Annotated in this window: 14 protein-coding genes; 3 read left to right on the top strand and 11 right to left on the bottom strand. The window is 60.9% G+C overall.

All coding sequences use genetic code 11. The features are described 5' to 3' along the window. Window positions 1-72 precede the first annotated feature (72 nt). Window positions 73-975 carry a LysR family transcriptional regulator gene (locus tag ACVWZP_RS09775; protein ID WP_046384021.1) on the top strand — a complete coding sequence of 301 codons (903 nt, stop codon included), beginning with the start codon at window positions 73-75 and terminating at the stop codon, window positions 973-975. Window positions 976-1,032: 57 nt separating this feature from the next. Here ACVWZP_RS09775 and ACVWZP_RS09770 read toward each other — a convergent pair whose 3' ends face one another. The 6 genes from ACVWZP_RS09770 to ACVWZP_RS09745 all read right to left on the bottom strand — a co-directional run bounded on the left by ACVWZP_RS09770 (window position 1,033) and on the right by ACVWZP_RS09745 (window position 8,828). Continuing rightward, window positions 1,033-1,362 carry a hypothetical protein gene (locus tag ACVWZP_RS09770; RefSeq protein ID WP_017847046.1) on the bottom strand — a complete coding sequence of 110 codons (330 nt, stop codon included), beginning with the start codon at window positions 1,360-1,362 and terminating at the stop codon, window positions 1,033-1,035. A gap of 518 nt (window positions 1,363-1,880) precedes the next feature. Then, the gene (locus tag ACVWZP_RS09765) at window positions 1,881-2,726 is read right to left on the bottom strand and encodes an NAD-dependent protein deacetylase (protein WP_046384020.1); all 846 of its coding nucleotides are present in this window, start codon (window positions 2,724-2,726) and stop codon (window positions 1,881-1,883) included. Between the two features lie 8 nt (window positions 2,727-2,734). Continuing rightward, complete coding sequence (locus ACVWZP_RS09760; RefSeq protein WP_017847048.1) at window positions 2,735-3,175, bottom strand: CBS domain-containing protein; 441 nt, start codon at window positions 3,173-3,175, stop codon at window positions 2,735-2,737. Between the two features lie 131 nt (window positions 3,176-3,306). Next, entirely contained in the window at window positions 3,307-5,256 is a 1,950-nt protein-coding gene (locus tag ACVWZP_RS09755; protein WP_449100897.1) for a DNA topoisomerase III, read from the bottom strand. A 166-nt stretch (window positions 5,257-5,422) separates the two neighbouring features. Beyond that, window positions 5,423-7,045 carry an MFS transporter gene (locus tag ACVWZP_RS09750; RefSeq protein WP_169881439.1) on the bottom strand — a complete coding sequence of 541 codons (1,623 nt, stop codon included), beginning with the start codon at window positions 7,043-7,045 and terminating at the stop codon, window positions 5,423-5,425. 115 nt (window positions 7,046-7,160) lie between these two features. Further along, a complete protein-coding gene (locus tag ACVWZP_RS09745; RefSeq protein ID WP_457369709.1) occupies window positions 7,161-8,828 on the bottom strand; it encodes a GMC family oxidoreductase in 1,668 nt (555 codons plus the stop codon). Window positions 8,829-8,957: 129 nt separating this feature from the next. Between ACVWZP_RS09745 and ACVWZP_RS09740 the strand changes: the two genes are divergently transcribed. Beyond that, window positions 8,958-9,851 carry a LysR family transcriptional regulator gene (locus ACVWZP_RS09740; RefSeq protein WP_457369708.1) on the top strand — a complete coding sequence of 298 codons (894 nt, stop codon included), beginning with the start codon at window positions 8,958-8,960 and terminating at the stop codon, window positions 9,849-9,851. 1,287 nt (window positions 9,852-11,138) lie between these two features. Here ACVWZP_RS09740 and ACVWZP_RS09735 read toward each other — a convergent pair. The 3 genes from ACVWZP_RS09735 to ACVWZP_RS09725 are packed head-to-tail and all read right to left on the bottom strand — an operon-like array spanning window position 11,139 to window position 14,170. Next, entirely contained in the window at window positions 11,139-12,236 is a 1,098-nt protein-coding gene (locus ACVWZP_RS09735; protein WP_457369707.1) for a DNA alkylation repair protein, read from the bottom strand. 18 nt (window positions 12,237-12,254) lie between these two features. Next, window positions 12,255-13,601 (bottom strand): glutamine synthetase family protein, encoded by a 1,347-nt coding sequence (locus tag ACVWZP_RS09730; protein ID WP_057004910.1) that lies wholly within the window; start codon window positions 13,599-13,601, stop codon window positions 12,255-12,257. Window positions 13,602-13,612: 11 nt separating this feature from the next. Continuing rightward, window positions 13,613-14,170: a helix-turn-helix domain-containing protein gene (locus ACVWZP_RS09725; RefSeq protein WP_017847055.1), complete on the bottom strand. Its 558-nt coding sequence runs from the start codon at window positions 14,168-14,170 to the stop codon at window positions 13,613-13,615. 208 nt (window positions 14,171-14,378) lie between these two features. On the opposite strand from ACVWZP_RS09725, the gene ACVWZP_RS09720 reads away from it, so the two are divergent. Next, on the top strand, window positions 14,379-15,572 hold the full coding sequence (locus ACVWZP_RS09720; RefSeq protein WP_079443312.1) for an MFS transporter: 1,194 nt from the start codon (window positions 14,379-14,381) through the stop codon (window positions 15,570-15,572). Here the strand turns inward: ACVWZP_RS09720 and ACVWZP_RS09715 are convergent. Together ACVWZP_RS09715 and ACVWZP_RS09710 are read right to left on the bottom strand one after the other, a co-directional pair. Continuing rightward, window positions 15,535-15,807: a DUF1652 domain-containing protein gene (locus ACVWZP_RS09715; protein WP_017847058.1), complete on the bottom strand. Its 273-nt coding sequence runs from the start codon at window positions 15,805-15,807 to the stop codon at window positions 15,535-15,537. The two genes, ACVWZP_RS09720 and ACVWZP_RS09715, sit on opposite strands and share 38 nt — an antisense overlap. A 130-nt stretch (window positions 15,808-15,937) precedes the next feature. After that, window positions 15,938-17,434, bottom strand: coding sequence for a helix-turn-helix transcriptional regulator (locus ACVWZP_RS09710; RefSeq protein ID WP_046485900.1), 1,497 nt, complete (start codon window positions 17,432-17,434; stop codon window positions 15,938-15,940). Window positions 17,435-17,453: the final 19 nt, after the last annotated feature.

The raw sequence follows: 17,453 nt of genomic DNA, 5'->3' as shown, positions 1-17,453 counted from the left end.
TTTGTTAAGTTGTTTTTTAAGGTTGATTGATTTAAAAAACTGCATAGTCGAGCCGTCGTCCGGAGTAATGTCATGACCGTCAAACAGATGCGTGCCTTTTTGGCTGTGGCGCAGAGCCTGAGTTTTGCCGCCGCCTGCGAGCGCCTGCACCTCTCTCAGTCGGCGCTGAGCCTGACCATCAAAGGTCTGGAAGAAGGGCTGGGCGGGCGCTTGTTCAGCCGCAATACACGGAATGTCGCGCTGACCCCTGAAGGGGAATCCTTATTGCCGCTGGCGCGTCGGCTGATTGCCGATTGGGACAACGCCGAGGATGAACTGCGCCAGCGCTTCACCCTGCAGCGCGGGCGCGTAACGGTGGCGGCGATGCCGTCGTTTGCGGGCAACCTGCTGCCGCCGATCCTGAAGATATTCCGCGCGCGTTACCCCCATGTGAACGTGACGGTGCATGACCTGATCAACGAACAGGTGCTGGAAATGGTCCGTGATCGCCAGGTCGAGTTGGGCGTGGCGTTCGAACCGTCCGAGGGGTCGTCGCTGGCGTTTACGCCGTTATACCTGGACCGCTTCATTGCCGTGGTGCCCATGGATTCACCCTTGGCACTGCGTGCTGAAATCGACTGGAAAAGCCTGTTGGAACAACCGTTCATTGCCCTGCAACGACCCTCGACGGTACGGGTGATGCTGGAGGAGCATCTGGGCGCCTTGCAGATGAAATTGCCGGTGGCGCTGGAGAGTCATCAATTGGCGACGGTGGGCAAGATGGTTGCCAGTGGCCTGGGGGTCAGCGCCGTACCGGCATTATGTGCGCAGCAGATGCAGGAGGCGGGCGCCCATTGCATCACCTTGACCGATCCGGTGATCGAGCGGCCGATTGGTGTGTTGACCAAACCGGGGCATGAACTGTCGGCGGCGGCACAGGTGTTGTTTGATATTTTCCGCGATGAAGCGGGGAAAGGGCGTTACCCCAACTTTTGAAGTTGCATAAAAAATGTGGGAACTGGCAAGCCAGTTCCCACATTAGTTGAGAAGTACTTAGTAGTAGCGGTCGATTACTTTAACTTGCGAGTTGTCTTTGAAAGACTCCCACGCGTGGTTAAGTGTGTCGAACACTTGCTCGATGAAATTGCGATCGGCCGCCGCTTTCTTGCCGACATAACCCTGGCCGCGGCGGTACATCTTCAGGCGCGCCGCCAGTTCACGGTTGTTTTTGTCGAACTCGGCTTCTTCGGTGTGGGGCGCCAGGCAGTCAATTTGGACTTTGCCCGATTTGCCAATCCACAGGATATGGTCGTCGAGTGTGTCTTTCTGCGCTGCGAACATCTCAGCCAATTCTTCGATAGTTGGTTGGTTGTTCAGATTCATGTGTAAGCCCCTTGACCAGTTGGCGATCTATCAATTGATTCGTTAAAACTGCTTAGTTGTCTCCGGTTCCGAAAACCGGGCGTCAGTGACGGTCTGCCGAATACGGGCAGGGTCTTGAACCTGATGCATGTAGTCTTGCTGATGAACTGCTACGCAATGGTTTCATAACGAAGACAAGCAGCGTTTGAGCTCCTTGTACCGAACCCTTCGGGTCGGTCAGCTTCATCAATCTGCCTTGTGGGCAGTGCACATCCGGAAGAAACAGCTCGGCGGTCAGACGAGCTTGTTCAAAACGCTTGTTACCAACGCTCCCGATCCGGGAGACGTCTAGATCATGCAAGGACAAAAAGGTTACGTCAACGGTTATGTAGTGATTATTTTTGATCACTACATAAATCGCTGTGGGGATGGGGGCATGCGAGGAGGTGTGACTCAGGCGTCATTTTTTGTGCGGTGGGTCGCTGCAGTTCGTTGGCCTGCCCGGGTCTCCCGCTGATTTTTGAGGGGCGGTGCCCTGGCTATCCCAGGCGCTCTGCCAATAGCGGCAACAACCGCTCGCAGGATGCCGCGATCTTCAGTTGCAACAACTCATCCCCACGGGTCTTGCCCAGATTGATGGCAATCACCGGTTTGCCTTGCTCGACCATCGCCTTGCACAGGCGAAACGCCGAATAGGCCATCAGCGACGACCCCACCACTAACAGCCCCTCGGCGTGTTCCACCGCCGCCATCGCCCTGGCGGCGGTGGCCTGGGCAACGTTTTCGCCGAAGAACACGACGTCCGGTTTGAGCCGTTCACCGTCGCAATGGGGGCAGCGGGGCACGCGAAAACGTTGTTCAAACGCTGCGTCGAGCAGCGTATCGCCGTCGGGTGCCTGCACGGCGTCGACGCCCGCCAGGTACGGGTTCTCGGCCTCCATCAACCGTTGGATCACATCGCGTGCGCTGGGCCGATGGCAATCCAGGCATAGCACGCGATGCAAGCTGCCATGCAGCTCGATCACATCCTCACTACCGGCCTGGTCATGCAGCGTGTCGACGTTTTGTGTGATCAGCCCGCTGATACGCTGGCGATGTTGCAAGGCGGCCAGCGCCAGGTGGGCCTGGTTCGGCTGCGCAATCCGTACCCGTGGCCAGCCCAGCATCGCCCGTGCCCAATAACGGCGCCGCGCTTGCGGGGTGGCCAGGAACTCCTGGTACATCATCGGCGCCTTGCCTCGGCGCACGCCTTCGCTGTCCCGATAATCCGGGATACCTGATGACGTGCTGATCCCCGCCCCGGTCAGCACCAGAAAACGCCGTGCGGCCATGGCCCGGTGCAGGGTCTCGAGGTGGTCTTCTTGATGTTCGAGCATGTCGAGCATGGGCTCTCCTATTCGCCGCGAATGTATTGCTCCAGTTGCTTGATCAGGTTGGCTTGTTCGGCAATGGCTTCCTTGACCAGGTCACCGATGGAGAGCAGGCCCAGCAGTTTTCCGTCGACGACCACCGGTAGGTGGCGCAGGTGACTGTCGGTCATGATGTTCATGCAGGCTTCGACTGTCTTGTGGGCATCGACCGTGATGACTGGAGAGCTCATGACCTCGTGGACTTTGGTGGTGACGGAAGAAAGGCCTTTGAGTATCAGCTTCCGTGCGTAATCGCGCTCGCTGATGATGCCAACCACCTCACCCTGCTTGACGACCGGCAAGGCCCCGACATTTTTTGATGACATCACCACCAACGCTTCGAATACGGTGTGGTCCCATTCAATGGTGTGGACTTCCTGGTTTTGCTTGTCTTTGGCTTTGAGTACTTCTGAGACGGTTTTCATGGTGGCCACTCCGGTGTTGTTGTTGGGAAGTCAGCAATCCCCTACAGAATCCTAGACGGCCGGCGCCGGAGCAAGGACCAAAGCGGCGTTAAAGCTGTCGAAAAACGTCATCCGCCGGATTTATTCATGGTTTACCCGGTACTTGTCGGCTTTTTCGCCCGCTTTGGGCTGGCCGCCGTCTTGCGGGGCGCGGCCGTGCGTTTCTTCTTCCACGGGGTGGCGCCGCGGCCTGCCGGGCTGGCGGGGCCGGTGATGGTCATACGCATACCGTTGCAGCGGGCGATTTGCTTGCTCATCCAGGCCGCTTGCTTGGCGACGAATTCTTCCAGGCTCATTTCGCCGCTTTGCACCATGTCCAGCGCCTGTTCCCAGATCGCCGTGGTGCCCGGGTCGGCGATGGCGCGCGGCACCGCATCGATCAGGCTGAACGCCGCCGGGGTGGCCGAGAGGGCCTTGCCGTTTTTCACCAGGTAGCCTCGGTCCAGCAGGCCCTGGATGATCCCGGCGCGGGTGGCTTCGGTGCCGATGCCGGTGGTGTCCTTGAGCTTTTGCTTGAGCAACGGGTCTTCCACCAGCTTGGCGACGTTTTTCATCGCCTTGATCAGGTCGCCCTCGGTGAAGGGTTTGGGCGGCTGGGTCCACAGGTCCTTGAGGTTGACCTTGGCAACGGCGTAATCCTGGCCCTGCACCAACGCCGGCAGGGCTTGCGGTGCCGGCGCCTCACGGCCTTTGGCGGGTGCAAGGGCTTCGGGCAGCGCGCGTTTCCAGCCTGGCTCGATGACGACTTTGCCCACCGCGCGCAGTGCTTGGCCGGCGCAGTCGAAATCCGCCTGGGTACGGTCGTATTCATGGTTGGGCAGAAACTGCGCCAGGTAGCGCGCGCGAATCAGTGTGTAGACCGCCCGATGCTTGCCGGTGAGCTGCCCGGCATCCTTGCCGGCGCCGGTGGGAATGATGCCGTGGTGGGCGCTGACCTTGGCGTCGTTCCACGCCCGCGAGCGGCGCTGGGGATCGAGATGCGGCATCAGTTCGTTGACGGCCGCGTCGGCCCGGCCCAGGGCGGCAAGGATCTTCGCCGCGTCGCCATGCTGACTCAATGGCAGGTAGCCGCAATCGCTGCGCGGGTAGGTGATGGCCTTGTGGGTTTCGTACAGCGATTGGGCGATGTCCAGGGTTTCCTGGGCGCCGAGACCGAGCTTCTTCGAGCAGATTTCCTGCAACGTCCCCAGGTCGAAGGGCAGGGGCGCGACCTCGCGCATGCGTTCGGTGCGCAACTTCACCAGCCGCGCACTGGCGGCGTGGGTCATGGCGTCGGCGGCGTCCCGGGCGAGTTGCGGGTTGAGGCAGCGGCCTTGGTCGTCACAGGCATCGTCGACGGCGCGCCATTGGGCGGTGAAGGTCATGTGCGCGTGGCGCAGGTCGACATCGATGGCCCAGTAGGCCACCGGTACGAAATCGGCGATGCTGCGGTCGCGGTCGACCACCAGGCGCAGGGTCGGGGTCTGCACCCGGCCCACCGGCAGTACGCCTTGGTAACCGGATTGGCGGCCGAGCAAGGTAAACAGGCGGCTCATGTTCATGCCGATCAGCCAGTCGGCGCGGGAACGGCCGAGGGCCGAGTGGTACAGGCTGAAGGTCTCGGCGCCGGGTTTGAGCGCGGCCAGGGCCTTGCGGATGGAGGCGTCGTCCAGCGCCGACAGCCACAGGCGTTGGATCGGTCCGCGATAGCGGCAATGTTCCACCAGCTCGCGGGCGATCATTTCGCCCTCGCGGTCGGCGTCGGTGGCGATCACCAGTTCCAAGGCTTCCCCCAGCAGGCGCTTGACCGCCTTGAACTGGGCGGCGGTCTTGGGCTTGACGCGCATCTTCCATTTGTCCGGGACGATCGGCAGGTCGGCGAGCACCCAGCGCTTGTACTTGGCGTCGTAGGCGTCGGGCGGGGCGGTTTCCAGCAGGTGGCCGATGCACCAGGTGACAGTCACCCCGTTGCCCAGCCAGCAACCGTCGCCACGGCGCGTGGCGCCGAGCACGGCCGCAATATCCTTGGCCTGGGAGGGTTTTTCACAGAGGAACAGCCGCATGGTCATCACATCAGATCGGGTTGATGCCTTGCAGGATGCGTAGTCCGAGGGATTTGAGCAACCATTATCTGTATGGATGTACAGCAATTTGTGTGGCGCCGCAGAGCAGATGTGGGAGGGGGCTTGCTCCCTCCCACAGGGGACCTGCGGTGTTCAGGTGGTCAGGTCAGTTGTTGTCGATATCCACATGCCGCGTTTCCTTGAGGCAGAACATCCCGACAACCAGGCTCACCCCGGTCACGACCACCGGATACCACAAGCCATAGAAGATATCGCCGGTGTACACCACCAGGGCAAACGACACGGTCGGCAGGAAGCCGCCAAACCAGCCGTTGCCGATGTGATAGGGCAGGGACATCGAGGTGTAGCGGATGCGTGTCGGGAACAGTTCCACCATCAACGCCGCCAGCGGGCCGTAGCACATGGCCGCGATCAGGATCAGCACCACGATCAGCACCACCACCATCACCTTGTTGACCTGCGCCACATCCGCCGATGTCGGGTAGCCGGCCAGGGTCACGGCGGCGCGCAGGGCCGACTCGTCAAAGCCATCGATGTGCACGTCGCCCACACTCACCTGCACCGGGCTGCCCGCGGGGGCGGCGGCGCTGCTGTAGGGCAGGCCTTGCTTGACCAGGAAGGTCTTGACCTTGTCGCAGGGGCTGTCAAAACGCGCCTTGCCCACCGGGTCGAACTGGAAGGTGCAGGTGGCCGGGTCGGCCAGCACGGTGATCGGCGCCTGGCGACTGGCCTGGTCCATCGCCGGGTTGGTGTAGTGCGCCAGGCCCTTGAAGATCGGGAAGTACAGCGCGGTCGCCAGCAGCAGGCCGAGCATCAGCACCGGTTTGCGCCCGATCTTGTCCGACAGCCAGCCGAAGAAGATAAAGAACGGTGCGCCAATCACCACGCTGATGATCAGCAGCATATTGGCCAGGGCCGGGTCCATCTTCAGGAACTGCGTGAGGAAGAACAGCACATAGAACTGCGCCGCGTAAAAGGTCACCGCTTGCCCGCCGTTGATGCTGAACAGCGCAATCAGCACCACCTTGAGGTTTTCCCACTTGCCGAAGGACTCGCGGATCGGCGCCTTGCTGGCCTTGCCTTCCTCCTTCATTTTCAGGAACGCCGGCGATTCATGCAGGCTCATGCGGATCCAGGTGGAAATGCCCAGCAGCACGATGGAAAACAGGAACGGAATGCGCCAGCCCCACACTTCGAACTGATCGCCAGTGAAGTAGCGGCAGGCCAGCACCACCAGCAATGACAACAGCAGCCCCAGGGTGGCGGTGGATTGAATCCAACTGGTGTGCAGGCCGCGCTTGCCGGCGGGGGCGTGTTCGGCGACATAGGTCGCCGCGCCGCCGTACTCGCCGCCCAACGCCAGGCCTTGCAGCATGCGCAGGGCGATCAGGATGATCGGCGCGGCAATGCCGATGCTGGCATACGTGGGCAACAGGCCGACGCAGAACGTCGCCACACCCATCAGGATAATGGTCACGAGGAAGGTGTACTTGCGCCCGATCATGTCGCCCAGGCGGCCAAACACCAGCGCGCCGAACGGGCGCACCACAAAGCCGGCCGCGAAGGCCATCAAGGCAAAGATAAACGCCGTGGTGTCGTTGACCCCGGCAAAGAACTGTTTACTGATCACCGCCGCGAGGGCGCCATAGAGGAAGAAGTCATACCACTCGAATACCGTCCCCAGGGACGAGGCGAAGATGACTTTTCTCGATTCGCTGACGGTGCTCGTGCTGACCGCCGAGCCCAGGGTTTGAGCATGTTCTGACATCGGGTATCCCTCACAGTGATTATTTATTGTTGTTCCACTGTCGGTGCCAACCTCAGCACCGGTCTGTTTTCCGTTCCTCTGTAGGCGCGCGCTTGCTCGCGAAAATCACCAACGATTACGCGGGAAATCTGGATGAACGCGGCGCCTTTGTGTTTTTCGCGGGCAAGCTCGCTCCTACAGTGTTCGGTGAAAGGATCAGTTGCGCGGCTTTCTCCGCGATCATCAGCGTCGGTGAGCAGGTATTGCCGGATGTGATGCGGGGCATGATCGAGGCATCGGCGATGCGCAGCCCCGGCACGCCATGCACCCGCAACTGCGCGTCGACCACCGCGTCCTGGTCACTGCCCATGCGGCAGGTGCCCACCGGATGGAAGATCGTCGTGCCGATGCGCGCCGCGGCTTCGTGCAGTTGCTCTTCGGTTTGCAGCGCATCGCCGGGCAAGTATTCCACCGGTTTGAACGGGCTCAGGGCCGGCGCGGCGACGATCCGTCGAGTCAGGCGAATCGCGTCGGCAGCCACCCGCAGGTCTTGCGGATGGCTGAGGTAATTGGGCTGGATCAACGGCGCATCCGCCGGGTTGACCGAGCGAATATCGATACGCCCGCGGCTTTGCGGGCGCAGGTCGCAGACCGACGCGGTAAACGCCGGGAACGCGTGCAACGGCTCGCCGAAGCGCTCCAGGGACAGCGGCTGCACATGGTATTCAAGGTTGGCCGAGGTTTGTTCCGGGCCCGAGCGGGCAAACGCACCGAGCTGGCTGGGCGCCATCGACAGCGGGCCGCTGCGGTCATACAGGTAACGCAGGCCCATGCCCATTTTGCCCCACACGCTGCCCGCGATCTGGTTCAGGGTGCGCGCGTTTTCCAGCTTGTAGATCAGCCGCAGTTGCAGGTGGTCCTGCAGGTTGCCGCCAACCCCCGGCAGTTCATGCAACACATTGATGCCGAGCGGCTTGAGCACGTTGGCGGGGCCAATCCCCGAACGCTGCAAAATGCCGGGCGAACCCACGGCGCCAGCACACAACACGATTTCCTTACGGGCCTTCCAACGGAGCGACTGGCCGTGCTGACGCCCGACCACTGCCGATGCGCGGCCGTTTTCCAGCAACACGCGGTCGACTTCGACTTCGGTCAATACCGTCAGGTTCGGCCGATGGCGGATCGGTTTGAGGAACGCCTTGGCCGCATTCCAGCGGACGCCGGCCTTCTGGTTGACCTGAAAGTAACCGCAGCCTTCGTTATCGCCCTGGTTGAAGTCGCTGACGTTGGCGATGCCGCTTTGCGCCGCGGCCTCGCGAAAGGCATCCAGGATCGGCCAATGCAATCGCTGTTGCTCGACGCGCCACTCACCGCCGTCGCCGTGAAATGCCGAACCGCCGGCAAAATGGTTCTCGCTGTGCTTGAACAGCGGCAGCACGTCTTCCCACGCCCAGCCCGGGTTGCCTGCCGCCGCCCAGCCGTCGTAGTCCTGAGCCTGGCCGCGCATGTAGATCATGCCGTTGATCGACGAACAACCGCCGAGCACCTTGCCCCGCGGGTAACTCAGGGCGCGGCCTTGCAGGCCGGCCTGGGCTTCGGTCTTGAAGCACCAGTCGGTGCGTGGGTTGCCGATGCAGAACAGGTAGCCGACGGGGATGTGAATCCAGGGGTAATTGTCGCGACCACCGGCTTCAAGCAACAGCACACGGTGGGCGGGGTTGGCGGACAGTCGATTGGCCAGCAGGCAGCCTGCGGGGCCGGCGCCTACGACGATGTAATCGTATTCAGCAGTTGCAGTGGGCATCTGAGGTCTCGCTTGTTTTTCTTATTGGCTCCATCCTAGTTGTTAGTTTTCGTCTTAAAAATGTTAGTTTTTACCCAGTGGCTGTGCGTTTTTAAACAGTGCGGTCCAGGCTCACGGATTGGAGGCGCTATGTTCGACTGGAATGACCTGCGGTTTTTTCTTGAGTTGCAGCGCAGCGGCCGCCTGCTCACCGCCGCGCAACGCCTGAAAACCACCCACGCCACCGTGGCGCGGCATATCGAGGCGATCGAGAAAAGCCTCGGCACCGCGTTGTTCGTGCAGCACGCCCACGGCTATGAGTTGACGCCGTCCGGCGAGGCCCTGCTCAAACACGCCGAAGCCATGGAAAACGTCGCGCTGCTGGCCGAAGACGAACTGACTCACGCCGCCGCGCCCCTGGGCAAGATCCGCCTGGGCGTGGCCGAAGGGCTGGGGGTGATGTTCCTCGCCAGCCGCATGGGCGGGCTGTTCGAGCGCTATCCGGGGTTGGAAGTGGAGCTGGTGGCTGTGCCGCGTTTCGTCAGCATCCTCAACCGCGAAGCCGAAATCAGCATCCACCTCGAACGTCCCAGCGTCGATCAACTGGTCACGCGCAAACTCACCGACTACCGCCTGGCGCTCTATGCCAGCCGCGCGTATCTGGCGCGCACCCCGCCGATTGAAAAACGCGAAGACCTCGCCGCCCATGCCTGGATCGATTACGTCGACGATCTGCTGTTCAGCCAGGAACTGAAACTGCTCAGCAGCTTCTGCCGCAACCCCAAAGTGGTGTTCCACAGCACCAGCGTGATCGCCCAGCACCAGGCGGCGCGTTCCGGGCTGGGGATTGCGGTGTTGCCGTGCTTCATGGCGGCCGGTGATCCGGACCTGGTGGCGTTGTTGCCGGGGGAGGGGATTCAGCGCAGCTATTGGATCAGCTCGCGCCGGGAACTGCACAAGTCAGTGCGGCTGCGGGTGTTGTGGGATTACGTGGTGGAGTTGTGCGCGCGGGAGCAGCCACTGTTGCTCGGCGGGTCCGCCTGAAGAACCTGGATCAAAAATGTGGGAGGGGGCTTGCCCCCGATAGCAGTGTGTCAGCCAAAACATGCATGACTGAAGCAGCGCTATCGGGGGCAAGCCCCCTCCCACATTTTTGACCGGATTCAGCTTCCAAGATCAGGTCGGCTATAAGGCCAAGCAAGAGCAAAAGCAGATCAGGGTCTATCTGATCTATGGGGATCCAAATGTGGGAGGGGGCTTGCCCCCGATAGCAGTGTGTCAGCCAAAACATGCATGACTGATTCACCGCGATCGGGGGCAAGCCCCCTCCCACATTTTTGACCGGATTCAGCTTCCAAGATCAGGTCGGCTATAAGGCCAAGCAAGAGCAAGAGCAGAGCAAAAGCAGATCAGGGTCTATCTGATCTATGGAGATCCAAATGTGGGAGGGGGCTTGCCCCCGATAGCAGTGTGTCAGCCAAAACATGCATGACTGAAGCAGCGCTATCGGGGGCAAGCCCCCTCCCACATTTTTGACCGGATTCAGCTTCCAAGATCAGGTTGGCTATAAGGCCAAGCAAGAGCAAGAGCAGAGCAAAAGCAGATCAGGGTCTATCTGATCTATGGAGATCCAAATGTGGGAGGGGGCTTGCCCCCGATAGCAGTGTGTCAGCCAAAACATGCATGACTGATTCACCGCTATCGGGGGCAAGCCCCCTCCCACACTTTTGACCGGATTCAGCTTCCAAGATCAGGTTGGCTATAAGGCCAAGCAAGAGCAAGAGCAGAGCAAAAGCAGATCAGGGTCTATCTGATCTATGGAGATCCAAATGTGGGAGGGGGCTTGCCCCCGATAGCAGTGTGTCAGCCAAAACATGCATGACTGATTCACCGCTATCGGGGGCAAGCCCCCTCCCACACTTTTGACCGGATTCAGCTTCCAAGATCAGGTCGGCTATAAGGCCAAGCAAGAGCAAGAGCAGAGCAAAAGCAGCTCAGGGTCTATCTGATCTATGGAGATCTAAATGTGGGAGGGGGCTTGCTCCCGATAGCAGTGTGTCAGCCCAAACATGCATGACTGAAGCAGCGCTATCGGGGGCAAGCCCCCTCCCACACTTTTGACCGGATTCAGCTTCCAAGATCAGGTTGGCTATAAGGCCAAGCAAGAGCAGAGCAAAAGCAGATCAGGGTCTATCTGATCTATGGAGATCCAAATGTGGGAGGGGGCTTGCCGCCGATAGCAGTGTGTCAGCCAAAACATGCATGACTGAAGCAGCGCTATCGGGGGCAAGCCCCCTCCCACATTGGATCTGTGGTGTTGCTTGAACTGAGTCAATCGCGCAAGACGAATTCCGCGCTGCCCAGCCGTTCTCCATTCACCAGCACATGCACCGCGTGCTTGCCCGGGTAGTGCTTGCGCGTGGTCAGTTCACGGATATGTTGTTCGCGGCTGATGTGCTGCTGCTCGCCTGCGCCAAGGGTAAAGGCCTTTAGCTTGAACACTTTGGCCGCACGGTGGCCGGCGCTTTTTACGTAGTCGATGGCGTAGTCCACCACCAGTTTTTGTGGTGTGGCGGCGGTGGATTCGAGGCTGAAGGTCAGGTTGATCCGCTCCCCCAGTGTGATCACCGCCGGCGTGACGCGCAGGTGATGAATCTTGACCTCGGCCTTGGCTCCCGCGCCGATGATCGTCAGCGCGCGGGTGTTGCCCTGCTTGATCAGGCTGCGCAGTGCATGGCGGGCGATCCAGGCGGTGTGCGGGTTATCCAGCGACCAGCCTTCGATCAGGCTGAGGACCCAATCGGGGTGGTCCTTGGTGATGTCGTTGAGGTGGTTGGCCACGGACTTGCGCACGTAGAGGCTGCTGTCGGCCTTGAGGTTGTCGAGGATCGACGCGCACAGCGCGGGGGTGGCCTGCACGTCGGCCAGGCGGAATGACCACGGCAGGCGCGGTCGCGAGCCTTCGCTGGCGAGGCGGCGCACGTGTTCGTTGTCATCCAGCGACCACTGTTGCATCACCGCCAGGGTGCGTTGGAAGTCGTGCAGCAAGAAGTGCCGGATCGCGAATTCGGCGGAGCCAAAGGTGGTGAAATATTTGAGCGCGGCCATGGAGCGCTCGAAGTCATCCCGGCCATGACTCGCCACGTAGTGCGGCAGGAACAGGCTGACAAAGCCGCTGTTCAAGCGCGGCGCGAGGGCATAGAGCCGCGTGAGAGTCTGTGGGTAATCCAGCGGGATCACCGCATGCAGGCTGTCGCTGACCCGCGCCACGCGCTGCATCACCGACAACTCGGCCAGCCCGGCCTTGGCGTGCTGGAGAAAGCCCTGGGCGTCGAACGCCGGGTACACCGCCGTCATCTCGGTGGCGATGTGTTGCAGGCGTTCGGCGTTGAAGATTTCCTTGAGGGCCGGGGCGCTTTGGTCGGTCATCGGTGATTCCATGGGGGGTTAGAGAAACCAGCGGTATTCCCGTGCGTTGATCTCCTGCTGAAACGCCAAGTGGTCCTGGCGTTTGTTCTCGCAGTACACGTCGACAAATTCCGCGCCCAGCTTATCGCGCAATACCGCTTGATGTTGCATGGCGCGCACGGCCTCGAGCATTTCCAGGGGGAAGTCGGTGCCGCTGTTGCGGTCGTCGTTCAGTGGGGCGATGGGTTCGCGCTTGGCGTCAAGCCCATGCTCCAACCCCACCAGAATCGCCGCCAACACCAGGTACGGGTTGGCATCGGCGCTGGCCAGGCGGTGTTCGATACGCAGGTTGCGCGGGTCGGACTCGGGGATGCGTACGCACGCATCGCGGTCTTCGAAGCCCCAGCTGGCACGGGTGGCGGCGTTGACCGTACCGCCCAGGCGGCGGAAGGCGTTGTGGTTCGGCGAGAAGATCGGCATGCAGTGCGGCAGCAACTCCAGGCAGCCGGCCACGGCGTGGCGCAGGGGTTGCTGTTGATGGGCCGCGAGTATGTTGTTGCCGGCGCCGTCGTACAGGCTGACATGCACGTGCATGCCGCTGCCGGGGAATTGCAGGTAGGGCTTGGCCATGAAGCTGGCGCGGTAGCCGTGCTTGAGCGCCACGCCGCGGGTGCTGCGGCAGAACAGGGCGGCCCAGTCGGCAGCGCGCAGGCCATCGTCCAAGTGGCCGAAGTTGATCTCGAACTGGCCGGGGCCGAGTTCTGCGGTGATCACCGTGATGTCGATGCCTTGGTCCTTGGCGGTTTGCGCCATATCGTCGAGCACCTCGCTGAAGCGCGACAGTCGCTCGATATGCAGGTTGGGCTGGTCGTCGGCGTCGTTACTCAGCGGGTCGCGGGCGAATTGCGGCAGGCCGTTGTCGAGCTGCTTGTCGAACAGGTAAAACTCCAGTTCAAAGGCCACCACCGGGTGAATGCCTTTGTGGTGCAGGCGTTCCAGGACCTTGGCCAGTACTTCCCGCGGTTCGAATTCGATCGGCGCTTGCGTACCGTCCGAGGTGATCAGCATCTGGCCCAGCGGCTGCGACTCCCAGCTCACCGGCTTGAGCGTGCCCGGCACCAGGCGGCGGTTGGCGTCGGGGTCGCCGTCGTTGAAGCAGTAATCACCGATCTTGAACAACCCGCCCTGAACCCCCAGCAGCACGGCGTTCTGCGGCAGCTTCAAGGGGCCGCCGGCGGCGACTTTTTCCAGCATCTCCACCGGGTAGCGCTTGCCGTAGAAATGCCCGGGGATGTCCAGGGCGATCAGGTCGACATAACGCACGTCGGGGTGGTTCTGGCGAAAGCTCCGTACTTCGGCCAGCAGCGTGGAGGAATGGCTTTTCACGGGTGTAGCTCCTAGTTGTAAACCCACAGCACGCGGGCGGGCAGTTCGGTCAGGTTGGCGTAGCGGCAACGGGCGAAACTGGCCAGGTGGAAGCTGTCGCCTTGGTGCAGGGTGACCGAGTCGGCTTCCCCTTCCACCCACAGCGTCAACTCACCCTCCAGCACAAACCCGGCCTGCTCGGCGCGGTCGCTCATGGTCTGCTCACCGCTATTGGCTCCGGGGGCCAGCAGGCTGTCGAGCATCGAAAACGCACCGTTCATGTTGGGGGAGACCAGGATGTCGGTGATGCCATTGGCGTAATACACCGTGCGCCGCTCGTTGGGGCGCGTCACCCAGTTGATGGCCTTGGGCTTGCTCAGGCTGTAGAAATAGGTGGTGGGCACGTCAAGGGCGTGGCTGATCGCGGTCAGGTCCGCCACGGTCGGGCGTGACAGGCCTCGTTCGACCTGAGACAGGAAACCCACCGAACGCTCGATCTTTTGCGCCAATTGCGCGAGGGTGAGTTTCTTGTACTTGCGCAGGTCGTGGATCAGGATTGCCAGGGCTTCGAGTTCTTCTTGTTGGTTCATGAAATTTATTTCGTTAAATTTCATGAAAAATTACAGGATAAATTTCACGAGGGCAATAGGTTTGTGCTGCTCAAAACCACTAACGGCACCGTCCTCGAGATCACCCCGGTCAAGCAATAATCCGCTGGCAACGTCTGCTTTTTTTCGGGTTACTGAGGTAAGGTGACCGGCTGCAATGGCCGCGTTACCTTCATGGAATGAGAGCAGGATGCTTGCCACCCTAAGACACTACCCCCGCACAGTGAAGCTGTTGCTGTCCGCCACGTTGATGTTGACGCTGGCCAAGGCGATCACCTTTCCGTACCTGGTTATCTACCTCACCCGGCACTTTACCCTGGACATCACCCAGGTCGGCCTGGTGATCGGCAGTTCGCTGATCGTCGGTTCGTTGCTCAGCGTGTATGGCGGGTTTCTCGTCGATCGCATCAGCAGCTATCGGTTACTGCTGGGCTTGAGTGCGCTGTTTGTCGTGGGCTTTATCGGTACGGTGCTCGCGCAGACTATCTGGGCGTTCTACGGCTGCCTGATCCTGATCAACCTGGCTTACGCGGTCATCGATATTGCGATCAAAGCCGGCTTTGCCAGCCTGTTGCCGGAAGACGCGCGCAGTGAGGTGTTTTCCATCAAGTATACCCTGACCAATATCGGCTATGCGGTGGGGCCGTTCTTCGGCGCGATGGTGGCCAGGCTGGATATCAGCTTGCCGTTTATGCTGTCGGCGCTGTTGGGGGCGGGGTTTTTCCTGCTGTACTGGCGCTGGGGCGATCGTGCGCTGGCCACTGTCGATGCCACGCAAAAGCCGGTGTCGTTCCTGGCTGTCGGCCGCGTGCTGTTAAAGGATCGGCGCCTGGTGTGCTTCACCGTTGGCGGCGTGCTCAGTGCGGTGGTGTTCGGCCAGTTCACGGCTTACCTGTCGCAATACCTGGTGACCACCACCACTGCTGAATACACCTACAAGGTCATCAGCGCGGTGCTTACGACGAACGCCGTGTTGGTGATTGCCTTGCAATACGTGATCGGTCGGCGCATCTCGCACCGTTACCTGAGCCAATGGCTGATCTTCGGCTTGAGCATGTTCATGCTGGGGTTGATCGGCTTTGCGCTGTCCACCAGCGTACTGTGGTGGGTGCTGGCGATGGCGGTGTTTACCGTGGGGGAAATCGTCGTGTTCCCGGCCGAGTACATGTTTATCGACCGCATTGCCCCGGACCACCTGCGCGGCATGTATTACGGCGCGCAAAACCTGTCCAACCTCGGCGCCGCGCTGGGGCCGGTGCTGTGCGGGTTGGTGTTGGCCAGCCTGCCGGCGCATTACATGTTCTACATGCTGGGGGCGTTTATCGTCGGTGGCGGGGTGTTCTATTTCATGGGTGCGAGGCTGAAGGCAAGTCATCCAGAGTGAGTTTGCCCAGGTGGTTGCTGTGCAGCTCGTAGCGTAATTCTTCGACCATCTTGTCCACTTCTTGCGGGGTCTGCAGCCGATTGGTGCTGATCCCGGTGACCACCAGGTCGACCCGGCCGGTTTCGGCGTCGAAGACTTTGAGGGTCAGCGACGCGTCCCGGCACAGGGTGAATTCGCACGTCAGCGGCGACAGGCCTTCTTCGATGCAATTTCGCAATTGAGACAGGGTAAACATGCTAATTCCTTCCGGGTGTGGAATACGACGACACAGGATCGAAAGCCTGTGCCCACCTCAGGAAGGTTAAGCATTACACCTAGGCGCAATAAGGCGAATTCGCACTAACCGCACTAGTGCATTTGCACTTTCAGCGCTTGTTTTTCAGACGCAGTTCACCGGCGAACAGCCCGCGCTCACGGGCCCAGACGATCGCTGCACTACGGCTATGCACCCCCAGTTTGGAATACACCGTGGCCACATGGTTACGCACCGTGTTGGGCGCCAGCTTCAGGCGCGAGGCGATCTCTTTGTCGGCCAGGCCTTCGCAAATCAAACCCAGCACATCGCGCTCGCGGGTGGTGAGATCGGTGAAGGCAATGCCCGGCACATTGGGTCGGTTGGCGCCTTTGGCGTTGGCCAGCTTTTCGATCAGGGTCTGGCTGAACCAGGAGGCGTCCTGCATCACTTCTTCGATGGCCGCCACCAGCTCCAGCTCCGAGCGCTTGCGTTCGGTGATGTTCATCAGCACCAGCAGGTAGCAGGGCACGTCCTGGATGCTCACGGTATCGGCGGACACCACGCAGTCGATCACCTCATCGCCTTTCTTGCGCACCTTCAGATCCAGCCCGTCGAGGTTGCCGGCTTTTTCCAGAGTGGCGAACAACTGCGCGCAGGCTTGGGCGCTGTCGATGAAGTCGATGTCTTCGATGGCTTTGCCGATCAGTTCTTCACTGGTGTAGCCGGTAATGCTCATGAAGGCTTCGTTGATATCCACCACCTGACGGTTGTCGGCGTTGCACACCAGGGTTGGCACCGGCGTCAGGCGGAACGACTTGGCGAAGCGCTCCTCACTCTGGCGCAGGGCGATTTCTGCCTTGCGCCGCGGTTCCAGGTCGGTGAAGGAAAACAACATGCAGTCTTCCTCGTTCATGTCCAACGGCTGGCCGGCCACGATCACCAACTTGCTGCCGCCCTCGGGCAATCTCAATTCGGCCTGCATCTGCGGGATGGTCGCGCCTTCGGCCAGGCGCTGGATGGCCAGGTCCTTGCGCTCGGCGTGTTCCAGCACGTCCAGTTCATACACCGAGCGGCCGATCACTTGGTCGCGGTTATAGCCGGTCATCTCCAGAAAGCCCTGGTTGACCTTGATATAGCGCAGGTCGCTGAGGCGACAGATCACGGCGGGCGCGGGGTTGGCGTTGAAGGTTTTTTCGAAGCGCTGCTCGGCACTCGCCCATTCGGTGGCGTCGCTGAGGATCAACACCAAAAGCTCCGGTTCGCCGCGTGAATCGGTCAGCACCAGGCTGCGCAGGCGATGGACCCAACTGCGCTCGTCGTCGCCGGTGGGGCTGACTTCCACGATCACGTCGCTGAACGCTTCGCCGGCCGCCACCCGGCTGAGCGGGTAGTTGTCCGGCAACAGCGGGTGGTTATTGCGATAGCGCAAGGCGAACCGCTCGGCATAGGCCTGATTGTTGGCGCCCAGGTGTTCGACCGCGCTGACCCCGTGCATGGTCAGCGCGGCCTCGTTGGCCCAGAGGATGGTCTGGTCTAGCTCGGCCAAAATCACCCCGTCGGACAACCCGGAGATGATCTGCTGCAATTGGCGGCGGTTGGTTTCTTTGGCGAGGACGTCCTGGCTCATGGTTTCTCCTGGGAATGGG

This window comes from Pseudomonas sp. TE36184 (genome assembly GCF_054060055.1).
Note: the sequence above shows the minus strand (reverse complement) of the source record. Positions and strands in the feature narration are given on the sequence as shown.